General features: G+C 68.7%; 14 protein-coding genes. 8 read left to right on the top strand and 6 right to left on the bottom strand.

The genetic code is table 11. The annotated features are described in order from the left end of the window. Window positions 1-675: 675 nt before the first annotated feature. Window positions 676-1,809 (bottom strand): SLC13 family permease, encoded by a 1,134-nt coding sequence (locus QCD70_RS10135; protein ID WP_441004936.1) that lies wholly within the window; start codon window positions 1,807-1,809, stop codon window positions 676-678. Window positions 1,810-2,000: 191 nt separating this feature from the next. Here QCD70_RS10135 and QCD70_RS10130 point away from each other — a divergent pair, with 191 nt between their 5' ends. Together QCD70_RS10130 and QCD70_RS10125 are read left to right on the top strand one after the other, a co-directional pair. After that, on the top strand, window positions 2,001-2,324 hold the full coding sequence (locus QCD70_RS10130) for a hypothetical protein (RefSeq protein WP_301215728.1): 324 nt from the start codon (window positions 2,001-2,003) through the stop codon (window positions 2,322-2,324). A gap of 68 nt (window positions 2,325-2,392) precedes the next feature. Then, on the top strand, window positions 2,393-3,064 hold the full coding sequence (locus tag QCD70_RS10125) for an HAD hydrolase-like protein (protein ID WP_301215726.1): 672 nt from the start codon (window positions 2,393-2,395) through the stop codon (window positions 3,062-3,064). Window positions 3,065-3,140: 76 nt separating this feature from the next. On the opposite strand, the gene QCD70_RS10120 is transcribed toward QCD70_RS10125, so the two are convergent. Further along, window positions 3,141-4,151, bottom strand: coding sequence for an endonuclease/exonuclease/phosphatase family protein (locus tag QCD70_RS10120; protein WP_301215724.1), 1,011 nt, complete (start codon window positions 4,149-4,151; stop codon window positions 3,141-3,143). A 74-nt stretch (window positions 4,152-4,225) separates the two neighbouring features. Further along, the gene (locus QCD70_RS10115; protein WP_301215722.1) at window positions 4,226-5,182 is read right to left on the bottom strand and encodes a DMT family transporter; all 957 of its coding nucleotides are present in this window, start codon (window positions 5,180-5,182) and stop codon (window positions 4,226-4,228) included. On the opposite strand from QCD70_RS10115, the gene QCD70_RS10110 reads away from it, so the two are divergent. Then, complete coding sequence (locus QCD70_RS10110) at window positions 5,181-6,581, top strand: aminotransferase-like domain-containing protein (RefSeq protein ID WP_301215720.1); 1,401 nt, start codon at window positions 5,181-5,183, stop codon at window positions 6,579-6,581. The genes QCD70_RS10115 and QCD70_RS10110 overlap by 2 nt on opposite strands. 346 nt (window positions 6,582-6,927) lie before the next feature. Here QCD70_RS10110 and QCD70_RS10105 read toward each other — a convergent pair whose 3' ends face one another. From QCD70_RS10105 to QCD70_RS10095, 3 genes are all read right to left on the bottom strand, one after another. Continuing rightward, window positions 6,928-7,314: a hypothetical protein gene (locus tag QCD70_RS10105; RefSeq protein WP_301215718.1), complete on the bottom strand. Its 387-nt coding sequence runs from the start codon at window positions 7,312-7,314 to the stop codon at window positions 6,928-6,930. Between the two features lie 183 nt (window positions 7,315-7,497). Then, window positions 7,498-10,575: an alpha-mannosidase gene (locus QCD70_RS10100; protein WP_301215716.1), complete on the bottom strand. Its 3,078-nt coding sequence runs from the start codon at window positions 10,573-10,575 to the stop codon at window positions 7,498-7,500. Window positions 10,576-10,580: 5 nt separating this feature from the next. After that, on the bottom strand, window positions 10,581-11,924 hold the full coding sequence (locus QCD70_RS10095) for an alpha-L-fucosidase (RefSeq protein ID WP_301215714.1): 1,344 nt from the start codon (window positions 11,922-11,924) through the stop codon (window positions 10,581-10,583). Window positions 11,925-12,070: 146 nt separating this feature from the next. On the opposite strand from QCD70_RS10095, the gene QCD70_RS10090 reads away from it, so the two are divergent. The 5 genes from QCD70_RS10090 (at window position 12,071) to QCD70_RS10070 (ending at window position 17,785) form a co-directional block, all read left to right on the top strand. Next, window positions 12,071-13,423 carry an alpha-L-fucosidase gene (locus QCD70_RS10090; RefSeq protein WP_301215712.1) on the top strand — a complete coding sequence of 451 codons (1,353 nt, stop codon included), beginning with the start codon at window positions 12,071-12,073 and terminating at the stop codon, window positions 13,421-13,423. 170 nt (window positions 13,424-13,593) lie between these two features. After that, window positions 13,594-14,844: an ABC transporter substrate-binding protein gene (locus QCD70_RS10085; RefSeq protein ID WP_301215710.1), complete on the top strand. Its 1,251-nt coding sequence runs from the start codon at window positions 13,594-13,596 to the stop codon at window positions 14,842-14,844. A 4-nt stretch (window positions 14,845-14,848) separates the two neighbouring features. Further along, a complete protein-coding gene (locus tag QCD70_RS10080; protein ID WP_055943754.1) occupies window positions 14,849-15,817 on the top strand; it encodes a carbohydrate ABC transporter permease in 969 nt (322 codons plus the stop codon). Continuing rightward, entirely contained in the window at window positions 15,807-16,691 is an 885-nt protein-coding gene (locus tag QCD70_RS10075; RefSeq protein ID WP_301215707.1) for a carbohydrate ABC transporter permease, read from the top strand. Before QCD70_RS10080 ends, QCD70_RS10075 begins: the two co-directional genes overlap by 11 nt. Then, window positions 16,691-17,785, top strand: a complete 1,095-nt coding sequence (locus QCD70_RS10070) for a mandelate racemase/muconate lactonizing enzyme family protein (protein WP_301215705.1) — start codon at window positions 16,691-16,693, stop codon at window positions 17,783-17,785. Before QCD70_RS10075 ends, QCD70_RS10070 begins: the two co-directional genes overlap by 1 nt.

The following is a 17,785-nucleotide window of genomic DNA, read 5'->3' as shown; positions in this document are numbered from 1 at the left end:
CTTCAGCCAAGCGGGTTGTTTGTCCGCGTCTCGCGGAAACTTCTGCTGGTCTGCTGCGAAAGCTGTGGCGGCTGGAGGGACGTCGATCCAATCCGGTTCTTCGTCATAGTTGTACGCGGCGTCAACGGCGCCCGACTTGTCAACCGACATCGTCATGGAGAACCACGTGCCAGAACCTTGTCGATAGCAGACGGTACGAAGGTTCTCGATAGCTTTGTATATCTCCAGATTGAAATTCAGGGAGTTCGCTCGACCGTCGGGCGTCGGGTACTTGCCGTTCGGATTGTAGGCACGCAGTCGTGGTGTGGAGACTCCACCGACAGTGGCAACCGACAGCTCGACCCGATCGTCATCTGCGGCGCGCATCGCTGCCAGCAGTCGTGCGAGACGGTCGAACGCTTCTTGCTGCGAGTAGAAGTCGCCCGATTCGGCCATTCCTCTTGTCCTTACGATTGGTATTGCGCTGCCCCCACCGCGCTGCCCACTCTACGACGTGCGCCATATCCCTGCGAAAAGGCACATAGGAAGGCATCCGAAACGGCAACATCTCTACCGGGCGGCAGCGTGCGAAAGCGATAGTTGCGGTCGCGGTCGCAGCAGCCGACGAGCTCGGCAGTAGTGCCCGGCGCGGACAACATGTACCGGTGCGCCGGGAATTACTGTCCGTGTCGGGAACTACCGCTGCCCAGCGACCAGCCACAGCGCCACGGTCGCGAGCGGCACTGTCAGCAGCACCACGCCGAGACCGGCCAGCATGAACTTCGGCCACGACAGCGTCACCCCGAGGCCGGTGATCTTCTGGTGCCAGAGCAGGGTGGCGAGCGAGGCCCACGGCGTGATCAGCGGCCCGAGGTTGACTCCGATGAGCAGGGCTGCGAGGCGCACGGGCGAGTGGCCGATGGGCTCGAGCACCAGGTAGGCCGGCAGATTGTTGATGGCGTTCGACGAGACCGTGCCGAGGGCCGAGAGCTGCAGCAGGCTCAGCAGGTCGGTGCCCGATCCGCCGATGTTCGAGATGAAGGCCGTGAGCCCGCGCGCGTGGGCCGTCTCGACGAGCACGAACAGTCCCACCGCGATGCCGAGCGGCTGCCAGGGCACGAGCCTCAGGCTCAGGGCGCCGGGGCGCCGGATGCCGAAGAGCACCACGATCACCACGGCCGCGACGGTGGCCGGAATCCAGACGGGCAGGCCGGAGACGAGCAGCGGAAGCAGGGCCGCGACCACGATCGCGCTCACGAGGAGGAGGGTGCGGTCGGGCGCCTTCTCCACGGCGGGCGCGGAGTAGCGGCCGCGGAGCTCCTTGCGGAACATCAGGCTGAGCACGATCACGGGCACGACGATGCCGACCGCGGCAGGGGCGGCGACGAGGGCCGCGAATCCGGCCGGACCACCGACATCCATTCGCCCTTCGGCGAGCAGGTTCGTGAGGTTCGACACCGGCAGAAGCAGCGACGCGGTATTCGCCAGCCACACCGTGGCGAGCGCGAACGGCAGCGGCGGAAGGCCGGCGTGCAGGGCGAGCAGCACGACCACCGGAGTGACGAGCACGGCGGTCGTGTCGAGCGACAGGAAGATGGTCGAGACCACCGCGAGCGCCAGCACGAACAGCCAGAGCAGGATGCGCCGGCCGCGGCCCCAGCGCGCCAGCCGGCCCGCGAGCGCGGTGAAGACCCCCGCCTCCGCGGCGAGTTCGGTGACGATGGTGATCGCGGCCACGAAGCCCAGAACCGGCACGACGCGATCGGCGAGCACGAGGGTGTCGCGCCACGGCAGGATGCCCGTGGCGATCACCACGAAGGAGGCCGCCAGGAGAGAGACGACGACAACGAGTCCGCGGCGACTGGGGGGCTCGGCAGGGGAGGCGGGATCCGGTGCGGCCGTGGGGTGCTGTTCTATGAAGGTGATTCTATGGCTGAGTTGCTGACAAGGAGGTCCACAGGGACAGCGACGTGCACGCCGTCTCATCGAGCTGATCGGCGCGCCTCACTACGCTGGCAGTCATGGATGACGTGAGTCAGGGCCACAGGGATCCCCCGAACGTCGTGCGGCTCTGGCCCGAGTGGGGACCGCGAGACCTGATCCCCGACTTCATGCCGATCTCCGATTCACTTCGCCTGCGACTGCGGAACTGGAATCACGTCTGGCAATCGGTGCTCGATCCCGTTGAGGACATCCGGTGGCCGGACCCGGATGTCGGCAGGCAATGGATCGCCGAGGGCGAGAGCCTGGTGCGCGACCTGCAGGAGGAGCTCGGGCCGCAGCTGCACGTGGTGGAGGGGTTCAGGGTCTATGACCCGGACGGAGAGCAGACGCCCGGGTCATAGGCTCGCGGCGACGGTCATCCCTCGGATACACGAGAGGTGCGCCACCTCCTCCCCATAGGATGTCTGCGATGACTAGCCACGCCCCCTCCAAGCCCTGGTCGACGATCCTGTTCGATCTCGACGGCACGATCACCGACTCGGCCCCGGGCATCCTGCACCGGTTGGCCCGCACGCTCGAGATCCTCGGGCACCCCGTTCCGCCGCCCAGCGAACTGGTCAAGTTCGTGGGGCCGCCCATTCTCGACGGCTTCCGCGCCGTGGCCGACATCGATGCCGAGGGTGCGCAGGAGGCGCTCGTCGTCTATCGCGGGTTGGCAGCATCCGACGGGCCCGAGGGCGACAGCGTCGTGTACCCGGGAATCCTCGGGGTGCTGCGCGACATCCATGCCGCCGGTGTGCCGCTCGCGATCACGACGTCGAAGTCGGAGGTGCAGGCCGTGCGCATTCTGCAGCACCTCGGCATCGCCGACCTCTTCACCACCATCACGGGCTCGAGCGAAGACGAGACCCGCAGCGCCAAGGCCGACGTCGTGGCCGAGGCGCTCGTTCGCCTGCGCGCCGCCGACGTCGACCTCTCGAACACGGTTCTCGTGGGCGACCGGCACCACGACATCGAGGGCGCGGCCGAGCACGGCATCCCCACGATCATGGTCGAGTGGGGCTACGGCTCCCCCGCAGAGGCGGCCGGCGCCATCCACGTGGTGCACTCGATGGAGCAGCTGCGCGCGCTGCTCGTCTAGCGCTGCGCTGCGTCCGAGCCGCGCCGTGCGCGCCCTTTCGGCGCAACCGCTGCCGGCCGACCACGCGCCGATGCGCCTAACGGGCGCGGATGCTCAAGGTCGCGACGATCGGGCGGTGGTCGCTGCCCGCAGAGTCCTCGGTGACGAACACCTCGGCCGCATCGGCGCGCCAGTCGCCCGTGGTCAACACGTGGTCTATCGGCGCGGCGAGCACCGGCGGCAGGCTCGTCGGCCAGGTGCCCGCACCCGCCGAGCCCGCCTCGGCGAGCGCGTCTGAGCATCCGCCCAGCGCCCCGAGGTGATCGGGCGTCGCGTTGAGGTCACCGCCCAGAATCAACTCGGGCTCGTCGCAGAGCGACCGCACCCAGTCGAGGTCGCTGCGCCACGACGACATGATCGACGGCAGCGGGGGCATCGGATGCGCCGCGACGATCACGGGGCCGCTTCCGTCGGCGGGTCGCGCGACAACACTGGGCAGCACGCCGGTGTCGCCGAATTCGCCGGTGACCTCGTATGGACCGAGCGACTCGGAGACGAGCAGCGACGTCGGAGGCGTCTCGTCGGGGTCGTCGCGCTCGGCGGTGAAGACCTGCATGGGCCGGCCCGCGGCATCCATTGCACGGCCGACGGCCTCGGCCGTCTCTCGCGACGTCTCGGGGAGGGTGATGACCGAGGAGTTCTGGGCGAGGGCCACGCGGGCGACCTCGACGGCGGTGACGGTGTCGTAGGTGTTCCAGCTGAGAACCCGGATGCTCGTGGCCGGGTCGGTGGAGGCCGCTGCGGGCTCGGGCGGCGCGTCCGATCCGAGGCCGCGCCCGGCCTGCACGGCGGCGTTCCCGCCGGCCGCGAGCAGGGCGATCACGGCCAGCCCGGCGACGACCGGGCGTGCCGTGCGGGCCCGGCCCCGGAGCATCCAGAACAGCAGCGCACCGACCACGGCCAGCGCGATGAAGCCCACGGCGAGCAGCCCGCGGAACGCGATCAGCTGCGCGAAGACGAGCTGTCGCTGCAGCCCGAACAGCCCGGGCGCGCTGACGAGAAGTGCCGCGACAGCGCACACGACGAGCGGAACGATGCGACCCCACATGCGCCCGACCCTACCGGCTCAGCATCCGCGCCCCTCCGGCGCATCCGCTGCCGGTCGGCCGGAAGCCGACGCACCTAGCGGGCGCGGATGCTGGCGGACGCGACGCGGGCGCGCACTGCGGTCGCCGCGCACGCGACGACCACGAGTGCTCCCAACCAGACCAGCAGGTCGAGGCGTTCGCCCACGATCAGGGCAGACCACACGATCGTGAGCACCGGCTGCACGAGCTGGATCTGGCTCACCTGCGCGATGGGCCCGATGGCGAGACCGCGGTACCAGGCGAAGAATCCCAGGAACATGCTCACGAGGGCCAGGTAGCCGAAGGCCAGCCAGTGCGCCGTGTCGGCCTGCGGCCATCCGCCCGTCGACACCGAAACGGCCGTGAGCGGGATCATGATCGGCAGGCCCACGACGAGCGCCCAGCAGATCGTCTGCCACGAGCCGAGTTCGCGAGAGAGCAGCGCACCCTCGGCGTAGCCGATCGCCGCGAGCACGACCGCCCCGAGCAGCAGCAGGTCGCTCGGGTGCAGCCCCTCGAGGCCGCCGCCCGCGAGCGCGATGAACGCGATCACGGCGAGAACGCCGGCGCCCGACGCGATCCAGAAGGCGATGGATGGCCGCTCTTTCGCGCGGATCACCGCCGCGATGGCCGTCGCGGCGGGCAGCAAGCCGATGACCACGGCGCCGTGCGCCGCGGGAACGGTCTGCAGCGCGAAGCTCGTGAGCAGCGGGAAGCCTGCGACGACGCCGACCGCGACGACCGCGAGGCGCATCCATTGGGCGCCCCGGGGAAGGCGCTGCCGGCTGACGGCCAGCACGACGAGGGAGAGCACAGCGGCGACGACCGCGCGACCGGCCCCGATGAAGAGTGGATCGATCTGTTCGACCGCGATGCGGGTGAACGGCAGCGTGAACGAGAAGGCGAGCACCCCGAGGAACCCGAAGACGAGCCCGCCGCGGCTCATGCGCGCACCGGTCTCGGAGGATAGCGCTGGCGCGGCCGACTCGATAGCGCTACTGTCATTGTTCATGAGCGACGATAGCACTTCCGCGATCGAGCGTCACCTCCGCCTCCTGGTCGAGTCCCGCCCGGCAGGCTCGCGACTGCCCTCCACCCGCGCGCTCGTCACGGAACACTCGGCCAGCCCCCTCACGGTGCAGCGCGCGGTTCAGCGCCTGGTCGGCGAGGGACTCATCGAGACGCGCCCCGGAGCAGGCAGCTTCGTCGCGCGCCCCCGGGCCGTGCGGCACGCCGACTTCGCGTGGCAGACCACCGCCCTGGGCGAGGCCCGAGCCGATGCGTCCGCCGTGGGCACCGCCATGGCCTCGGTCGCGCCGTCGGTCATCACGATGCACTCGGGCTACCCGATCGAGGAGCTGCTTCCCGGCCGTCTTGTTCGCGCGGCCCTGTCTCGGGCGGCGCGCGGCGCATCCGCTCTCGCCCGCGGACCGGTCGACGGCCAGCCCGAGCTGCGCTCGTGGTTCGCCGGCGAGATCGCGCCGGTCGGAGCATCCGCACCCGTCTCGAGCGACGACGTGATGATCACGCCCGGCGGCCAGAGCGCGCTGTCGTCGATCTTCCGCGCACTGGCGGCACAGGGCGACGCGGTGATCATGGAATCGCCGACCTACTGGGGCGCGATCGCGGCGGCTCGGCAGGCCGGGCTCCGCGTCATCCCCGTGGCCCGCGGCTCGCATGCGCCCTCGGCGACCGAGCTCGACGACGCTTTCGCCTCGAGCGGCGCCCGTCTGTTCTACGCGCAACCCCACTTCGCAAACCCCACGGGCGCACAGTGGAACCGCGACGAGCGCCGCGACATCCTGGCCGTCGTGCGGGCACGCGGGGCCTATCTCATCGAAGACGACTGGGCGCACGACTTCGCCATCGAGGGCGACGTGCACCCGCTGGTGGCCGACGACGCCGACGGGCACGTCATCTACATCCGCTCGCTCACCAAGAGCCTCAGTCCCTCGCTGCGGGTGGGCGCGGTGATCGCGCGCGGGCCCGCGCTCGCGCGCATCCAGGCCGACCGCACGGTCGACGATCTCTACGTGAGCGGGGTGCTGCAGTCGGCGGCCCTCGACGTGGTGCGCGACCCCGGATGGCGCAGCCACCTCGGTCGGTTGCGGGTGCAGCTGCGCGATCGCCGCGACGAGCTGGCACGGCAGGTCGAGGCGCATCTGGGCGCCGGCGCGCTCACATTTCTGCCCCGGGGCGGGCTCAATCTCTGGGTTCGGCTGGCCGACAACGTGGATGTCGCGGGGCTGGTCGCGCGCAGTCGCGCGGCGGGCGTGATGGTCGCGCCGGGCGCGGACTGGTTTCCGACGGAGCCGACGGGGTCGTTCATCAGGCTCAACTACTCGGGGGCGCGGCCGGAGCAGTTCGCGGGCGCGATGACGACGGTGGCGGCGCAACTCGCCGTTCCCTGAGCCACCCGTTCCCTGAGCCTGTCGAAGGGCGACAACCAGCGCGAAGAGATTCCCTTCGACAAGCTCAGGGAACGAGCGTATCGAGACCACCCCGTCGGCGCGCGGTGGATGCTGCGCGACACTGAGGTGTCACAGATGGCGGCCTCCTGTGAGCGAAACCCACCATGTGCGACATCTCGACACCACCAGTCGCGGTGCGTCGACGGTGATGTGGCGAAGATGGCCGGTTCCCTTCGACAAGCTCAGGGAACGGCGGGCGGAACAGGCTCAGGGACCGGGACCCAACGCACGGATGCCCGGGCCGCGTGTGCGGTCCGGGCATCCGGTGGATCAGTTCAGCGTCGCGTTACGCGTCGCTGGGCTTGCCGTTCTTGGAGCGGGCCTCGCGGGCCGCCTCGTGGGCCGCCCGCCCTTCGGCCTGCACCTCACGGAGCACGGCGACGCGCTCCCGGTACTCGGTCGCGTCGATTTCGCCGCGAGCGAAGCGCTCGGCGAGAACGACCTCGCCGAGGTGGCCGCCGAGTCCTCGGCCACCGCGGAAGCCGCGAGGTCCGAAGTGGCCGCCGTGTCCGCCGCGAGCGGCGAAGCCGGGGAAGCCGGGGCCGAAGCCCGGGCCTCCGAACGGAAAGCCCTGGCCGAAGCCGGGGCGCTGTCCGCGACCGAAACCGCGGCGCTCGGAGTTGTCGGTGTTCTCTGTGTCGGGCTCGTAGCCCTCATCGAAATTGTGAGTCATGTGCTGTTCCATTCTGGGGATCGTGTGCCCCGGAAGGGCGTTCGTGCCGGGCCGGGGAGGCAGCCGTTCTGGCTGCTGTAGTAGATACTCCTCCGATCGGCCGTGAACCGAATCCGCCCGCGGGATACACCTCGCCCACTCCCCCGGGGGTATCTTCGGAGACCCGGGAATAGGGGTTGGCGCCTATCGCACGAAGCGCAGCGTCGCGATCTCGAATGGGCGCAGAGTCACGACGTCGCCCGAGAGAACGGGATCGCGCTGCAGCCCGAGCTGCTCCATCGGCCGCTCCAGCAGATCGACCTCGCGCAGCTCCGACACGTCGAAGCTCGCCGACACCCGCGCCGTGGATGTCTGCCCGAGCGACTCGTAGAGACGCACGATCACATCCTGCGAGCCGTCCTCTGCGAGCTTCACCGCCTCGACCACGACCCCGTCGCCCGACACCCCGTCGCCTACCACCGCCACGAGCGGCTCGACCGGCATCCCGACGCTCTCTCGCAGCGGGATGTTCAGCTCGTACCCGACCCGCACGGCGTCGCCGATGCTCGCCGAGGCAACGATCGCCGTGCGGAACTCGTGCACCCCATGGTCGGTGTCCGGGTCGGGATACGTCGGCGCCCGCAGCAGCGAGACGCGCACGATCGTGTTCATGCCGCCTCCCCAGCGGGCGACGCGTCGAACCTCGTGCCCGTAGCTCGAGTCGTTCGCGATGGCGACTCCCTCGCCTTCGCCCACGTGCACCCAGCGGTGCGCGCAGACCTCGAAACGTGCGGCATCCCATGACGTGTTCTCGTGGATCGGCCGCGAGAGGTGCCCGAACTGCGTCTCGAACCGGGCGCGCTCGGCGTGCACGTCGACGGGGAAGCTGAGCTTGAGCAGCTTCTCGGTCTCGTGCCAGTCGACCCGGGTGGAGCAGTGCACGACCGCCGATGCGTCGTCGAGCGTGATGCGCTGCTCGACGGTCGACGCGCCGAAACTGCGCCGCACCAGCACTCCGCCGGCCACCACCTCGATGCCGTCGACGTCGAGCAGGTCTGTCACCGCGTTGCGGTAGTAGCCGTCGATGTCCCACGCGTCCCACATCACCGGCTTGTCGTCATGCAGCTGCAGCAGATTGGCCCGCTGCCCGGGCGCCACGGCCTCGCGCCCGTCGGCGGCGGTCACGATCGACACGATCGTTCCCGCGCCGTCGAGGCGCACGGTCACCGCGTCGTTCGACAGCACGAACCCGTCACGGTCGGGCGATACACGAACGGCGACATCGGATGCGATGGGTCGAGCGATCGCGCCGGCCCCGCCCGCGGGCACGCCGTCGACCGCGTGCGGCCTGGCGTTGAAGACCAGCCGTGCGGCGTCCGGAGCCTGACCCGAGCCGGACAAAGTACCCGCGAGCGCCTCCTGCGCCGCCGCGATGAGCCGCTCGAGCGTCTCACGCACGAGGGCGTACCGCTCGCGGGCCTCGCGGTGCACCCAGGCGATCGACGATCCCGGCAGAATGTCGTGGAACTGCTGCAGCAGCACCAGCCGCCACGCCTCGGCGAGCTCCTCGACGGGGTAGTCGGCGACGCCACGCACGGCGGCGGTCGCGGCCCACAGCTCGGCCTCGCGCAGCAGGTGCTCGCTGCGGCGGTTGCCGGCCTTCATCTCGGACTGGCTCGTGTAGGTGCCGCGGTGCAGCTCGAGGTAGAGCTCGCCGAACCATTGCGGGGCCGGATCGTACTCCGCCCGTGCGGCATCGAAGAACTCCTCGGGCGACTCGATGGCCACGCGGGGCAGACCCTCGATGTCGGCGGCTCGTTCGGCCCTGTCGAGCATCTCGCGCACGGGCCCGCCGCCGCCGTCTCCGAATCCGAAGGGAATCAGCGACCGCGACGCGCGGGCCTTGTCGGCGAAGTTCCGGGCCGTGTGCGCGAGCTCGGCGGGCGTGAGGTCACCGTTGTACGTGTCGGCGGCCGGAAAGTGGGTGAAGACCGCCGTGCCGTCGATGCCCACCCAGTCGAAGGTGTGGTGCGGAAAGGTGTTGACCTGGTTCCACGAGATCTTCTGGGTGAGAAAGTAGTCGAACCCCGCGAGTCGCACGATCTGCGGCAGCGCGGCCGAGTAGCCGAAGCTGTCGGGCAGCCACACCACGCGGCTGTCGATGCCGAGCTCGTCGTGAAAGAAGCGGGCGCCGGCCACGAACTGCCTCACCATGGCCTCGCCTCCGACCATGTTGGTGTCCGACTCCACCCACATGCCGCCCACGGGAATGAACCGGCCCTCGCGCACCCTCTCGAGCACTCGCGCATAGAGCTCGGGCCGGTCGTCGCGCAGCCAGACCCACTGCTGCGCGCTCGACATCACGAACTTCAGCTCGGGTCGGTCATCCATGAGCTGCAGCACGTTCGCTGCCGTTCGGGCGACCTTGCGCACCGTCTCGCGTGTCGGCCAGAGCCAGGCCGAGTCGATGTGCGCGTGGCCGATCGCGCTCACCCGGTGGGCGGATGCGACGGCCGGCGCATCCAGAACCGGTCGCAGCGCCGCGCGCGCGGCCGGGGCGCTGCCGGGCACATCGGCCGGATCGACCAGGTCGAGCGCGCGGTCGACAGACTCGAGGATGCGCCAGCGTCGCGCATCCTGGGAGCCGAGCGTGGCGGCCAGACCCCCGAGGAACTCGAGATCGGCGACGAGCGCGGTCACCTCCTCGTCGACGGCCACGATGTCGGCGCGGTTCACGCGATAGCGGGGCCGGATGCCGGCGGTCGCCTTCTCGCCGAGCGGCGTGGAGGTGAACGGCCGGTCGTGCCGGTCGAACACCTGCGGGTTGGCGGCTGCCTCTATAAAGAGGTCGATGTCCTCTCCCCCTGCGCTCTCGGCGGCGATCGGAATCCACTGGTTCATGGGGTTGAGCCCCTTCACCGCACGCCCGTCGGGCGTGTAGACGAGGCCCTCCGCCTGAAAGCCCGACGAGTCCCCATGCCAGCCGAGGTCGACGAGCAGCTCGATGCGGCGACCGGCCGCGATGGCCGGAACGTGGCCTCGCACCCGGAACCACGTGGTTCCCCAGGCGGGGCCCCACGCGTCGCCTACGCCGAACGGCTCGTAGAGAGCCGCGGTCTCGTCTGAGAGGGCGGCGGCCGGAGCGACCGGCTCGCCCTGGCCTCCGTCGACGTGCCAGGCGGTCAGCTGCAGCTCGGCGAGAACGGTGCTGGCGTGCGGCCGGATGCGATCACGCAGGAACCGCTCGAGCCGACCTTCGATGAGGTGGTTGGTGTCGTGCATCCGGGTCAGACGAGGTCGAAGGTGATCTGAACCGGCCCGGCGATCGTGGCGGCGGGCAGGCTCGCAACGATCCCGCCGTAGCCCTCGGAGACGGAGAGGGGCTCGCCGCTCGCCGTGCGCGCGCTCGAGGCGACGAGCCGGGACGCGTCGAGCTGCAGCAGCACCGTGGGCTCCGTCGTCTCGACGAAGGCGTGGGCGGTGTCACCCGTGCGGGTCCAGCGCACCCAGGGCTCGTCGGAGGCCGTCGCGATGGAGGCATCGAGCGGCCGGGATCCGAAGATCGACGAGCCGTTCACCTCGTTCCACGCACCGAGCTGCTCGAGCGTGCGTCGCTGCAGCTCGGGCACGAGCCCCTCGCCCGTGAGGCCGATGTTGAGCAGGAGGTTGCCGCCGCGCGACACCACGTCGACGAAGTGATGGATGGCCGCGGCCCCGTCGAGCGAGTTGCTCTCGTCTTCGAGCCGGTTGTAGCCGAAGGAGTAGCCGATGCCGCGGCAGTTCTCCCAGGTGGCCTCGGCCTCGACGCCCAGCCCCTGCTCGTATTCGCTCGTGCGGAAGTCCCAGTGGGTCTCGCCCCAGCGGTCGTTCACGACGCCGTCGGGAGCGGCAGCGTAGAACTGCTCGAACATCGTGATGAGGCTCTTGGGGCCCGGCGTCTTGCCGGCATCCGGCCACTCGATATCGCCCCACAGCACGTCGGGGGTGTACTTCGCGATGAGGTCGCTCACGTGGTCGAAGGCGTAGTCGGCGTAGGCCTGGTCGACCGGCCGGGGCATGTCGTCGCGCACGATCGGCGGGTTCTTGCCGAAGAACCAGTCGAGGCCGCCCGAGTAGTAGACGCCGAAGTGCAGGCCGGCGTCGACAGTGGCCCGCTGGAACTCGGCGATGAGGTCGCGCTTCGGGCCGCGGTGCACGGTGTTGCGGTCGCCCGTTCCCGGCGCATCCCACAGCGTGACGCCGTCGTGGTGCTTGGTGGTGGGCACGAAGTAGCGGGCGCCCGTGCTCGCCACGAGGGCGAGCACCGCGTCGGCGTCGAACTTCTCGGCCGTCCACATGTCGATGAAGTCGTCGTAGGGGGCGCCCCCGTAGGTCTCGATCTGGTGCTGCTGCGCCGGGCTGCCCTCGATGCGGATGGTGTTGTAGTACCACTCGGCATAGGGGTTGTGCCTGAACCAGTGCTCTTTCTCGATGGTTCCGAGCGCGCCGATGGGCTCGGCCCAGGCGGGAACCGAGAACGGCCCCCAGTGCACGAAGATGCCGAGCTTCGCGTCGGAATACCACTGCGGTGTCGGGGTGACGAACTTCTCGTAGTCCGCCGGGCGGGTCGCTCCGTCTGTGAACATGGCCATGGGCTTCGTATGCCTCTCTGCATCGTGGGCTGGGTGCCGGTCGAACATCATTCGTCGCACGCACCCTTGCAGAGCGACGATGATCGCTCTTATCCTATAGGAAATAGCCACTGACCTACAGGGCCGACTCAAGGGAGAGTTCATCCATGGCGCATCTGCCAGACAGCTTCATCAGACCCGACGACTTCTCGCTGCCGGGCGGTGAATGGTTCATCGGTGCGGGCTTCGGCCTCTTCGTGCACTGGGACCACGCCAGCCAGCAGGGCATCGAAATCTCGTGGCCCCTGGTCGGCCGCTCCATCATTCCCGGCGCCACCGAGGTCGAAGACCCGGTGACGGTCGACGAGTACCAGTCGAGTGCGGCGACGTTCAATCCCATCGAGTGGAACGCCACCGAACTGGCCCGTCTCGCCAAGCGCGCGGGCGCCCAGTACGTGGTCTTCACCGCGCGGCATCACGCCGGCTACTCGATGTTCCACACCGAGCACTCCGATTTCGGCATCCAGAACTCGCCGTTCGGCCGCGACATCACGAAGGAGTTCGTCGAGGCGATCCGCGCCGAAGGCATCCGGGTCGGCATCTACTACAGCCTTCCCGACTGGAACCACCCCGACTACCCGGCGTTCCAGCCGTCGGACCTTCCGTACGCCGAAGAGCACTGGCCCGGTGCCGGGCTGCCCGAGAACGCCGACAAGCCCATCGCCACAGATCGGCACCGCCGCGCGAGTCCCGAGCAGTGGGCGAGGTTCCAGCAGTACCTGCGCGGCCAGCTCACCGAGCTGCTCAGCAACTACGGAACGATCGATCTGCTCTGGTTCGACGGCGAGTGGGAGCGCAACGAAGACGAGTGGAACAGTGCCGGCCTCCGTGAGCTCATCAAGAGCCTGCAGCCCGACGTGGTCATCAACGAGCGCCTGCTCGGCCAGGGCGACTACAAGACCCCCGAACAGGCCTTCCCCATCGAGGCGCCGACGGGCCCGTGGGAGCTGTGCCTGACCATCGGCGACAACTGGGCCTACAGGCCGGACGACACGGCCGACAAGTCCCCCCGATCTCTGGTGACCACACTCATCGAGGTGGCGAGCCGCGGCGGCAACCTGCTGCTGAACATCGGGCCCAAGGGCGACGGCAGCCTCAACCCGGTGCAGATCGAGCGACTGCAGGACATCGGCTCGTGGATGGACCGGCACGCGGAGAGCGTGGTCGGCGTGCAGCCGACCGCGGGAGTGGACTTCTACGGCCCGAGCACGGCGCGGCCCGGCACGCTCTATCTTCACCTCGTCATGACGCCCGTCGAGGAGGTCGTGGTTCGCGGCCTGCCCGTTCGGCGCATCAGCGGCATCCGGCTTCTCGAGACGGGAGAGGCGCTTGATCACTCCGTGAGCTTCGAGGTGCACGAGCAGGTCTCGCACGACGCCGAGCCCAGCGGCGAGATCCGCATTCCCGCACCCCGGGCATCCGGCGCTCTCGTCGACGTCATCGCCGTCGACTTTCGCTGAGAGACCTTGACGCCGGATCGGCGTCGACCTATAGTCCGACTATCCCTATATCAAAGACCCTATAGGATTTAGCTCCCGATCGGGCTCGACAATGACCGTCACCCGATCGGCCGCGAACAGGGTCTCGCGTAGGCAATCACATGATGAATCCAATGAAGGAGGCACACACAGTGACACGCAACAATCGACGCAGACGGGCCGCAACGATCGGAACGGCCGTTCTCATGGCCGGAGCCATGACCGCCCTCGCCGGGTGCTCGAGTGGAGGATCGGCCGCGGCCGACGGAACCCTCTCGATGTACACCTGGGTCAGCAGCCAGAGCGACCGCGACCAGTGGGAGTCGTTCGTCTCGCTCGCCCAGAAGGAGGACCCCGACCTCAAGATCACGATCGACGGGCCGAACTTCAACGACTACTGGACCAAGGTCAAGACGCGCCTCTCCGGCAGCAACCCGCCCTGCATCCTCACCACACAGGCGGCCCGGGCACAGGAGCTGGAGGGACTGCTGCTGCCGCTCGACGATCTGATCGCATCGAACGACGTCGACACGTCGGACTACGACGCGTCGATGCTCGACGGCATGACGGTCGACGGAACGATCCGGGCCATCCCCTACGACGCCGAGCCGATCGTGCTGTTCTACAACGTCGACGCGTTCACGGCGGCGGGCCTCACCCCGCCCGGCGCCACGTACACCCGCGATCAGTTCATCAGTGACGCCAAGGCGCTCACCAGCGGCGACAAGAAGGGGCTGGCCATCGCGCCCGGCATCTCGATTCCCACCGCCTGGGCCACGGCCGACGGCTACAGCGGAGTGGATGAGGACGGCACGCTCGACCTCACGAACTCCGACTTCGTCGACGAGATCCAGAGCTTCTTCGATCTCGTCTCGGTCGACCAGGTGGCCAATGCGCCCGAGGCGGCCGACTCCTCCGACGTGTCGCAGGCCGCCTTCACCAGCGGCGACGCGGCCATGCTGCTCGAGGGCCCGTGGATGTACGGCACCTTCGACGAGGCCGCGGACTTCACGATGGGCGTCACCATCGTTCCGAGCACCTCCGGCGAGGCGCACGGCATGACGCAGGGCTCCGGCTTCGGCATCGCGAAGAACTGCTCCGACCCCGACGCGGCGTTCAAGGCGATCCTCGCCATGACCACCACCCCCGTGCTCGAGGCGCAGGCGCAGTCCCGCGGCATCGTCCCCTCCCGTCCCGAGGCCGTTCCGGCCTGGGCGGAGGGCAAGTCGCCCGAGGCCGCCGACGCCGTGAACGCGCTGCTCGAGAACGCGAGCGCCTACATCACGACTCCCACCTGGAACCAGGTGGAGACGCTGATGAGCCAGTACGGCGTCGAGGGCTACCGCGGTGAGAAGACGGCAGACGAGATCATGGACACGATCCAGAACTCGGTGGGCGAGTAGCCGCATGGCCATCTCCACCAGCCCGGGTGTCATCGCCTCTTCGGAGGCGGTGGCACCCGCCGCCGACCAGCCGGCCGTGCGCATCCCCACCCCGGCCGGCAAGAAGAAGAAGGGCGACGGACTCGTCGCCCTCGCGTACCTCGCGCCCGGGTTCACCGGATTCGTGTTCTTCATCGTGGTTCCGCTCATCGGCTCGCTCGTCATCAGTCTCTTCGAGTGGCCGCTCTTCGGCTCCCCCACCTTCATCGGCTTCGCCAACTACGAGAAGCTCTTCGGCGACCCGACCTTCTACACGGTGCTGCTGAACACCGTCATCTTCGCGTTCGTCTACACGGCGGTGAACCTGGCTCTGGCCCTGGGCGTCTCGCTCTGGCTCACGACCAAGCTCAAGTTCTCGGGCTTCTGGCGGGTCATCTTCTTTCTGCCCGCCATCACCCCCATGGTCGCCAACGCGCTGATCTGGCGCCTGATGCTCTCGCAGGACGGACTGCTCAACTCGCTGCTGGGCACCTTCGGCATCGAGGGCGCCTCGTGGCTGTCCGACTCGCGCTTCGCCCTGCTCGCCGTCATCACCATGTCGGTCTGGCAGTCGTTCGGCTACAACGTGATCGTGCTCTCGGCCGGCCTCGGAGGCATCCCCAAGGAGATCCTCGAGGCCTCGCGCGTCGACGGCACGAGCGCGTGGAACCGCCTGCGCTTCATCATCCTCCCCATGATCTCGCCGTCGCTCTTCTTCACGATGACGATGACCATGATCGGCGCCTTCCAGGTGTTCGTGCAGCCGCAGATCCTCACCCAGGGCGGCCCCGGCGAATCGACCAACACCTTCGTGCTCTACCTGTATCGCAACGGCTTCGTCTTCGACAAGCTCGGCTACGCCTCGGCGCTCGCCTGGATCCTGTTCATCGTCGTGATGCTCATCACCGCCCTGCAGTTCGCGGGCCAGAAGAAGTGGGTCAACTATGACAAGTGACACCGTGAACCGACCGCGCAGGGTCAAGACCCGGATGCGTCCGGCCCAGCGCCGAACGGCCGTCAAGACATGGGCCAACACGGCCGCCATCGCCGTCGTCGCGCTGGTCTTCACCTTCCCGTTCATCTGGATGTTCTTCACCGCGCTCAAACCGGAGGACGAGGTGTTCTCGAGCAGCCCCACGTTCATCGGATCGGAGGTGCGCTGGCAGAACTTCAGCGACGCCTGGACCCTCGTTCCGTTCGGCCGCTTCATCTTCAACGGCTTCTTCGTCTCGATCCTCGGCGCGCTGCTGTCGATCATCGTGGCGGTGCTGTCGGCCTACGCGTTCTCGCGACTGCGCTTCAAGTTCCGCGACCGCCTCTTCCTGCTCTACGTGCTCACGCTCGTGCTGCCCCAGGAGGTGCTGGTCGTTCCGCTGTTCATCATGATGAACAAGCTCGGACTCGTCGACACCTACGCCGCCCTCATCGTGCCGTTCGCGTTCACGGCCTTCGGCACCTTCCTCATGAGGCAGTTCTTCCTCACGATCCCCCTCGAGTACGAGGAGGCGGCGCTCATCGACGGCGCTTCGCGGTTCCGCACCCTCTGGTCGGTGCTGCTCCCCCAGCTCACGGCGCCGCTGTCGGTGCTGGCCGTCTTCTCGTTCATCGGCTACTACAACTCCTACCTGTGGCCGCTCATCGTGATCAACAGCCAGGACCTGGCGACGGTGCCGCTGGGCCTCTCGATGTTCACGGGCGAGCGCGGCACCCAGTGGAGCCTGATGATGGCGGCCGCCACCCTCGCGGTCATCCCGTCGCTCATCATCGTGGCGCTGCTGCAGCGACAACTCATCAAGGGCGTCGCCCTCGGCGGATTCGGGGGCCGCTGATGGGCGCGCACACGATCGTGGATGCCGACGCCTGGCTCTGCGACATCGCCGTCGAGACCGTGCGCACGGACGCCATGCAGTCGTTCATCAAGCAGGAGACCATCTTCGTGCGCATCCGCACCTCTGCGGGGGTCGAAGGGATCGGCTACAGCTACACGATCGGCACCGGCGGACCGGCGGTGCTCAGCCTGCTGCGCACGAGTCTGCTGCAGGTCCTCGTGGGCATGGACGCCACGCGCACGGAGGAGATCTACACGGCCCTCTTCAACTCGACCCGCGCCACCACGGTGGGCCCGATCACGGCGCTCGCGCTGGCGGCCGTCGACACGGCCGTCTGGGATGCCCGGAGCAAGGCCGCGGGCCTGCCCCTGTGGATCGAGGCGGGCGGCTCCAGCCCGTCGGTTCCCGTGTACGACACCGAGGGCGGGTGGCTGCACTTCACGACCGACGAGCTCGTGAGCCAGGCTGTCGAGTCGCAGAGGCTCGGCATGAACGGCGTCAAGATCAAGGTCGGCAAGCCCCGAGCCCATGAAGACGCCGAGCGCCTCGCCGCGGTGCGCGACGCGGTCGGCCCTGGCATGGACATCATGATCGACGCCAACCAGTCGATGACCGCGGCCGAGGCGATCCGGCGGGCGCGGCTGTTCGAGCCCCTCGACATCTTCTGGTTCGAGGAGCCGCTGCCCGCCGAAGACGTGCAGGGCCACCTCGCCCTCGCACGTTCCACGAGCATCCCGGTCGCCGTGGGCGAGAGCATGTACTCGATCGGCCACTTCCGCGAGTACCTGCAGGCCGGCGCCGCCTCGATCGTTCAGGTCGACGTCGCCCGCATCGGCGGCATCACGCCCTGGCTCAAGGTCGCGCATCTGGCCGAGGCGTTCAACGTGAAGGTCGCCCCGCACTTCCTCATGGAGCTGCACGTGTCGCTGACCTGCGCGATTCCCAACGCGCTCTACCTCGAGCACATCCCCCAGCTGCGGGCGGTCACCCACCAGGAGCTGTCGATCGTCGACGGCCGCGCCCACGCGCCGGGCGAACCGGGCATCGGCATCGACTGGAACCTCGACGCCCTCGATACAGTGAAAGTACGGTGA

This window comes from Agreia sp. PsM10 (genome assembly GCF_030433855.1).
Classification (GTDB): domain Bacteria; phylum Actinomycetota; class Actinomycetes; order Actinomycetales; family Microbacteriaceae; genus Agreia.
Note: the sequence above shows the minus strand (reverse complement) of the source record. Positions and strands in the feature narration are given on the sequence as shown.

Coding starts and splice junctions, on each gene's coding strand:
- QCD70_RS10130 (WP_301215728.1), top strand. CDS start 2,001: ATGGATGACGTGAGTCAGGGCCACAGGGATCCCCCGAACGTCGTGCGG.
- QCD70_RS10125 (WP_301215726.1), top strand. CDS start 2,393: ATGACTAGCCACGCCCCCTCCAAGCCCTGGTCGACGATCCTGTTCGAT.
- QCD70_RS10120 (WP_301215724.1), bottom strand. CDS start 4,151: ATGTGGGGTCGCATCGTTCCGCTCGTCGTGTGCGCTGTCGCGGCACTT.
- QCD70_RS10110 (WP_301215720.1), top strand. CDS start 5,181: ATGAGCGACGATAGCACTTCCGCGATCGAGCGTCACCTCCGCCTCCTG.
- QCD70_RS10115 (WP_301215722.1), bottom strand. CDS start 5,182: ATGAACAATGACAGTAGCGCTATCGAGTCGGCCGCGCCAGCGCTATCC.
- QCD70_RS10105 (WP_301215718.1), bottom strand. CDS start 7,314: ATGACTCACAATTTCGATGAGGGCTACGAGCCCGACACAGAGAACACC.
- QCD70_RS10100 (WP_301215716.1), bottom strand. CDS start 10,575: ATGCACGACACCAACCACCTCATCGAAGGTCGGCTCGAGCGGTTCCTG.
- QCD70_RS10095 (WP_301215714.1), bottom strand. CDS start 11,924: ATGGCCATGTTCACAGACGGAGCGACCCGCCCGGCGGACTACGAGAAG.
- QCD70_RS10090 (WP_301215712.1), top strand. CDS start 12,071: ATGGCGCATCTGCCAGACAGCTTCATCAGACCCGACGACTTCTCGCTG.
- QCD70_RS10080 (WP_055943754.1), top strand. CDS start 14,849: ATGGCCATCTCCACCAGCCCGGGTGTCATCGCCTCTTCGGAGGCGGTG.
- QCD70_RS10075 (WP_301215707.1), top strand. CDS start 15,807: ATGACAAGTGACACCGTGAACCGACCGCGCAGGGTCAAGACCCGGATG.
- QCD70_RS10070 (WP_301215705.1), top strand. CDS start 16,691: ATGGGCGCGCACACGATCGTGGATGCCGACGCCTGGCTCTGCGACATC.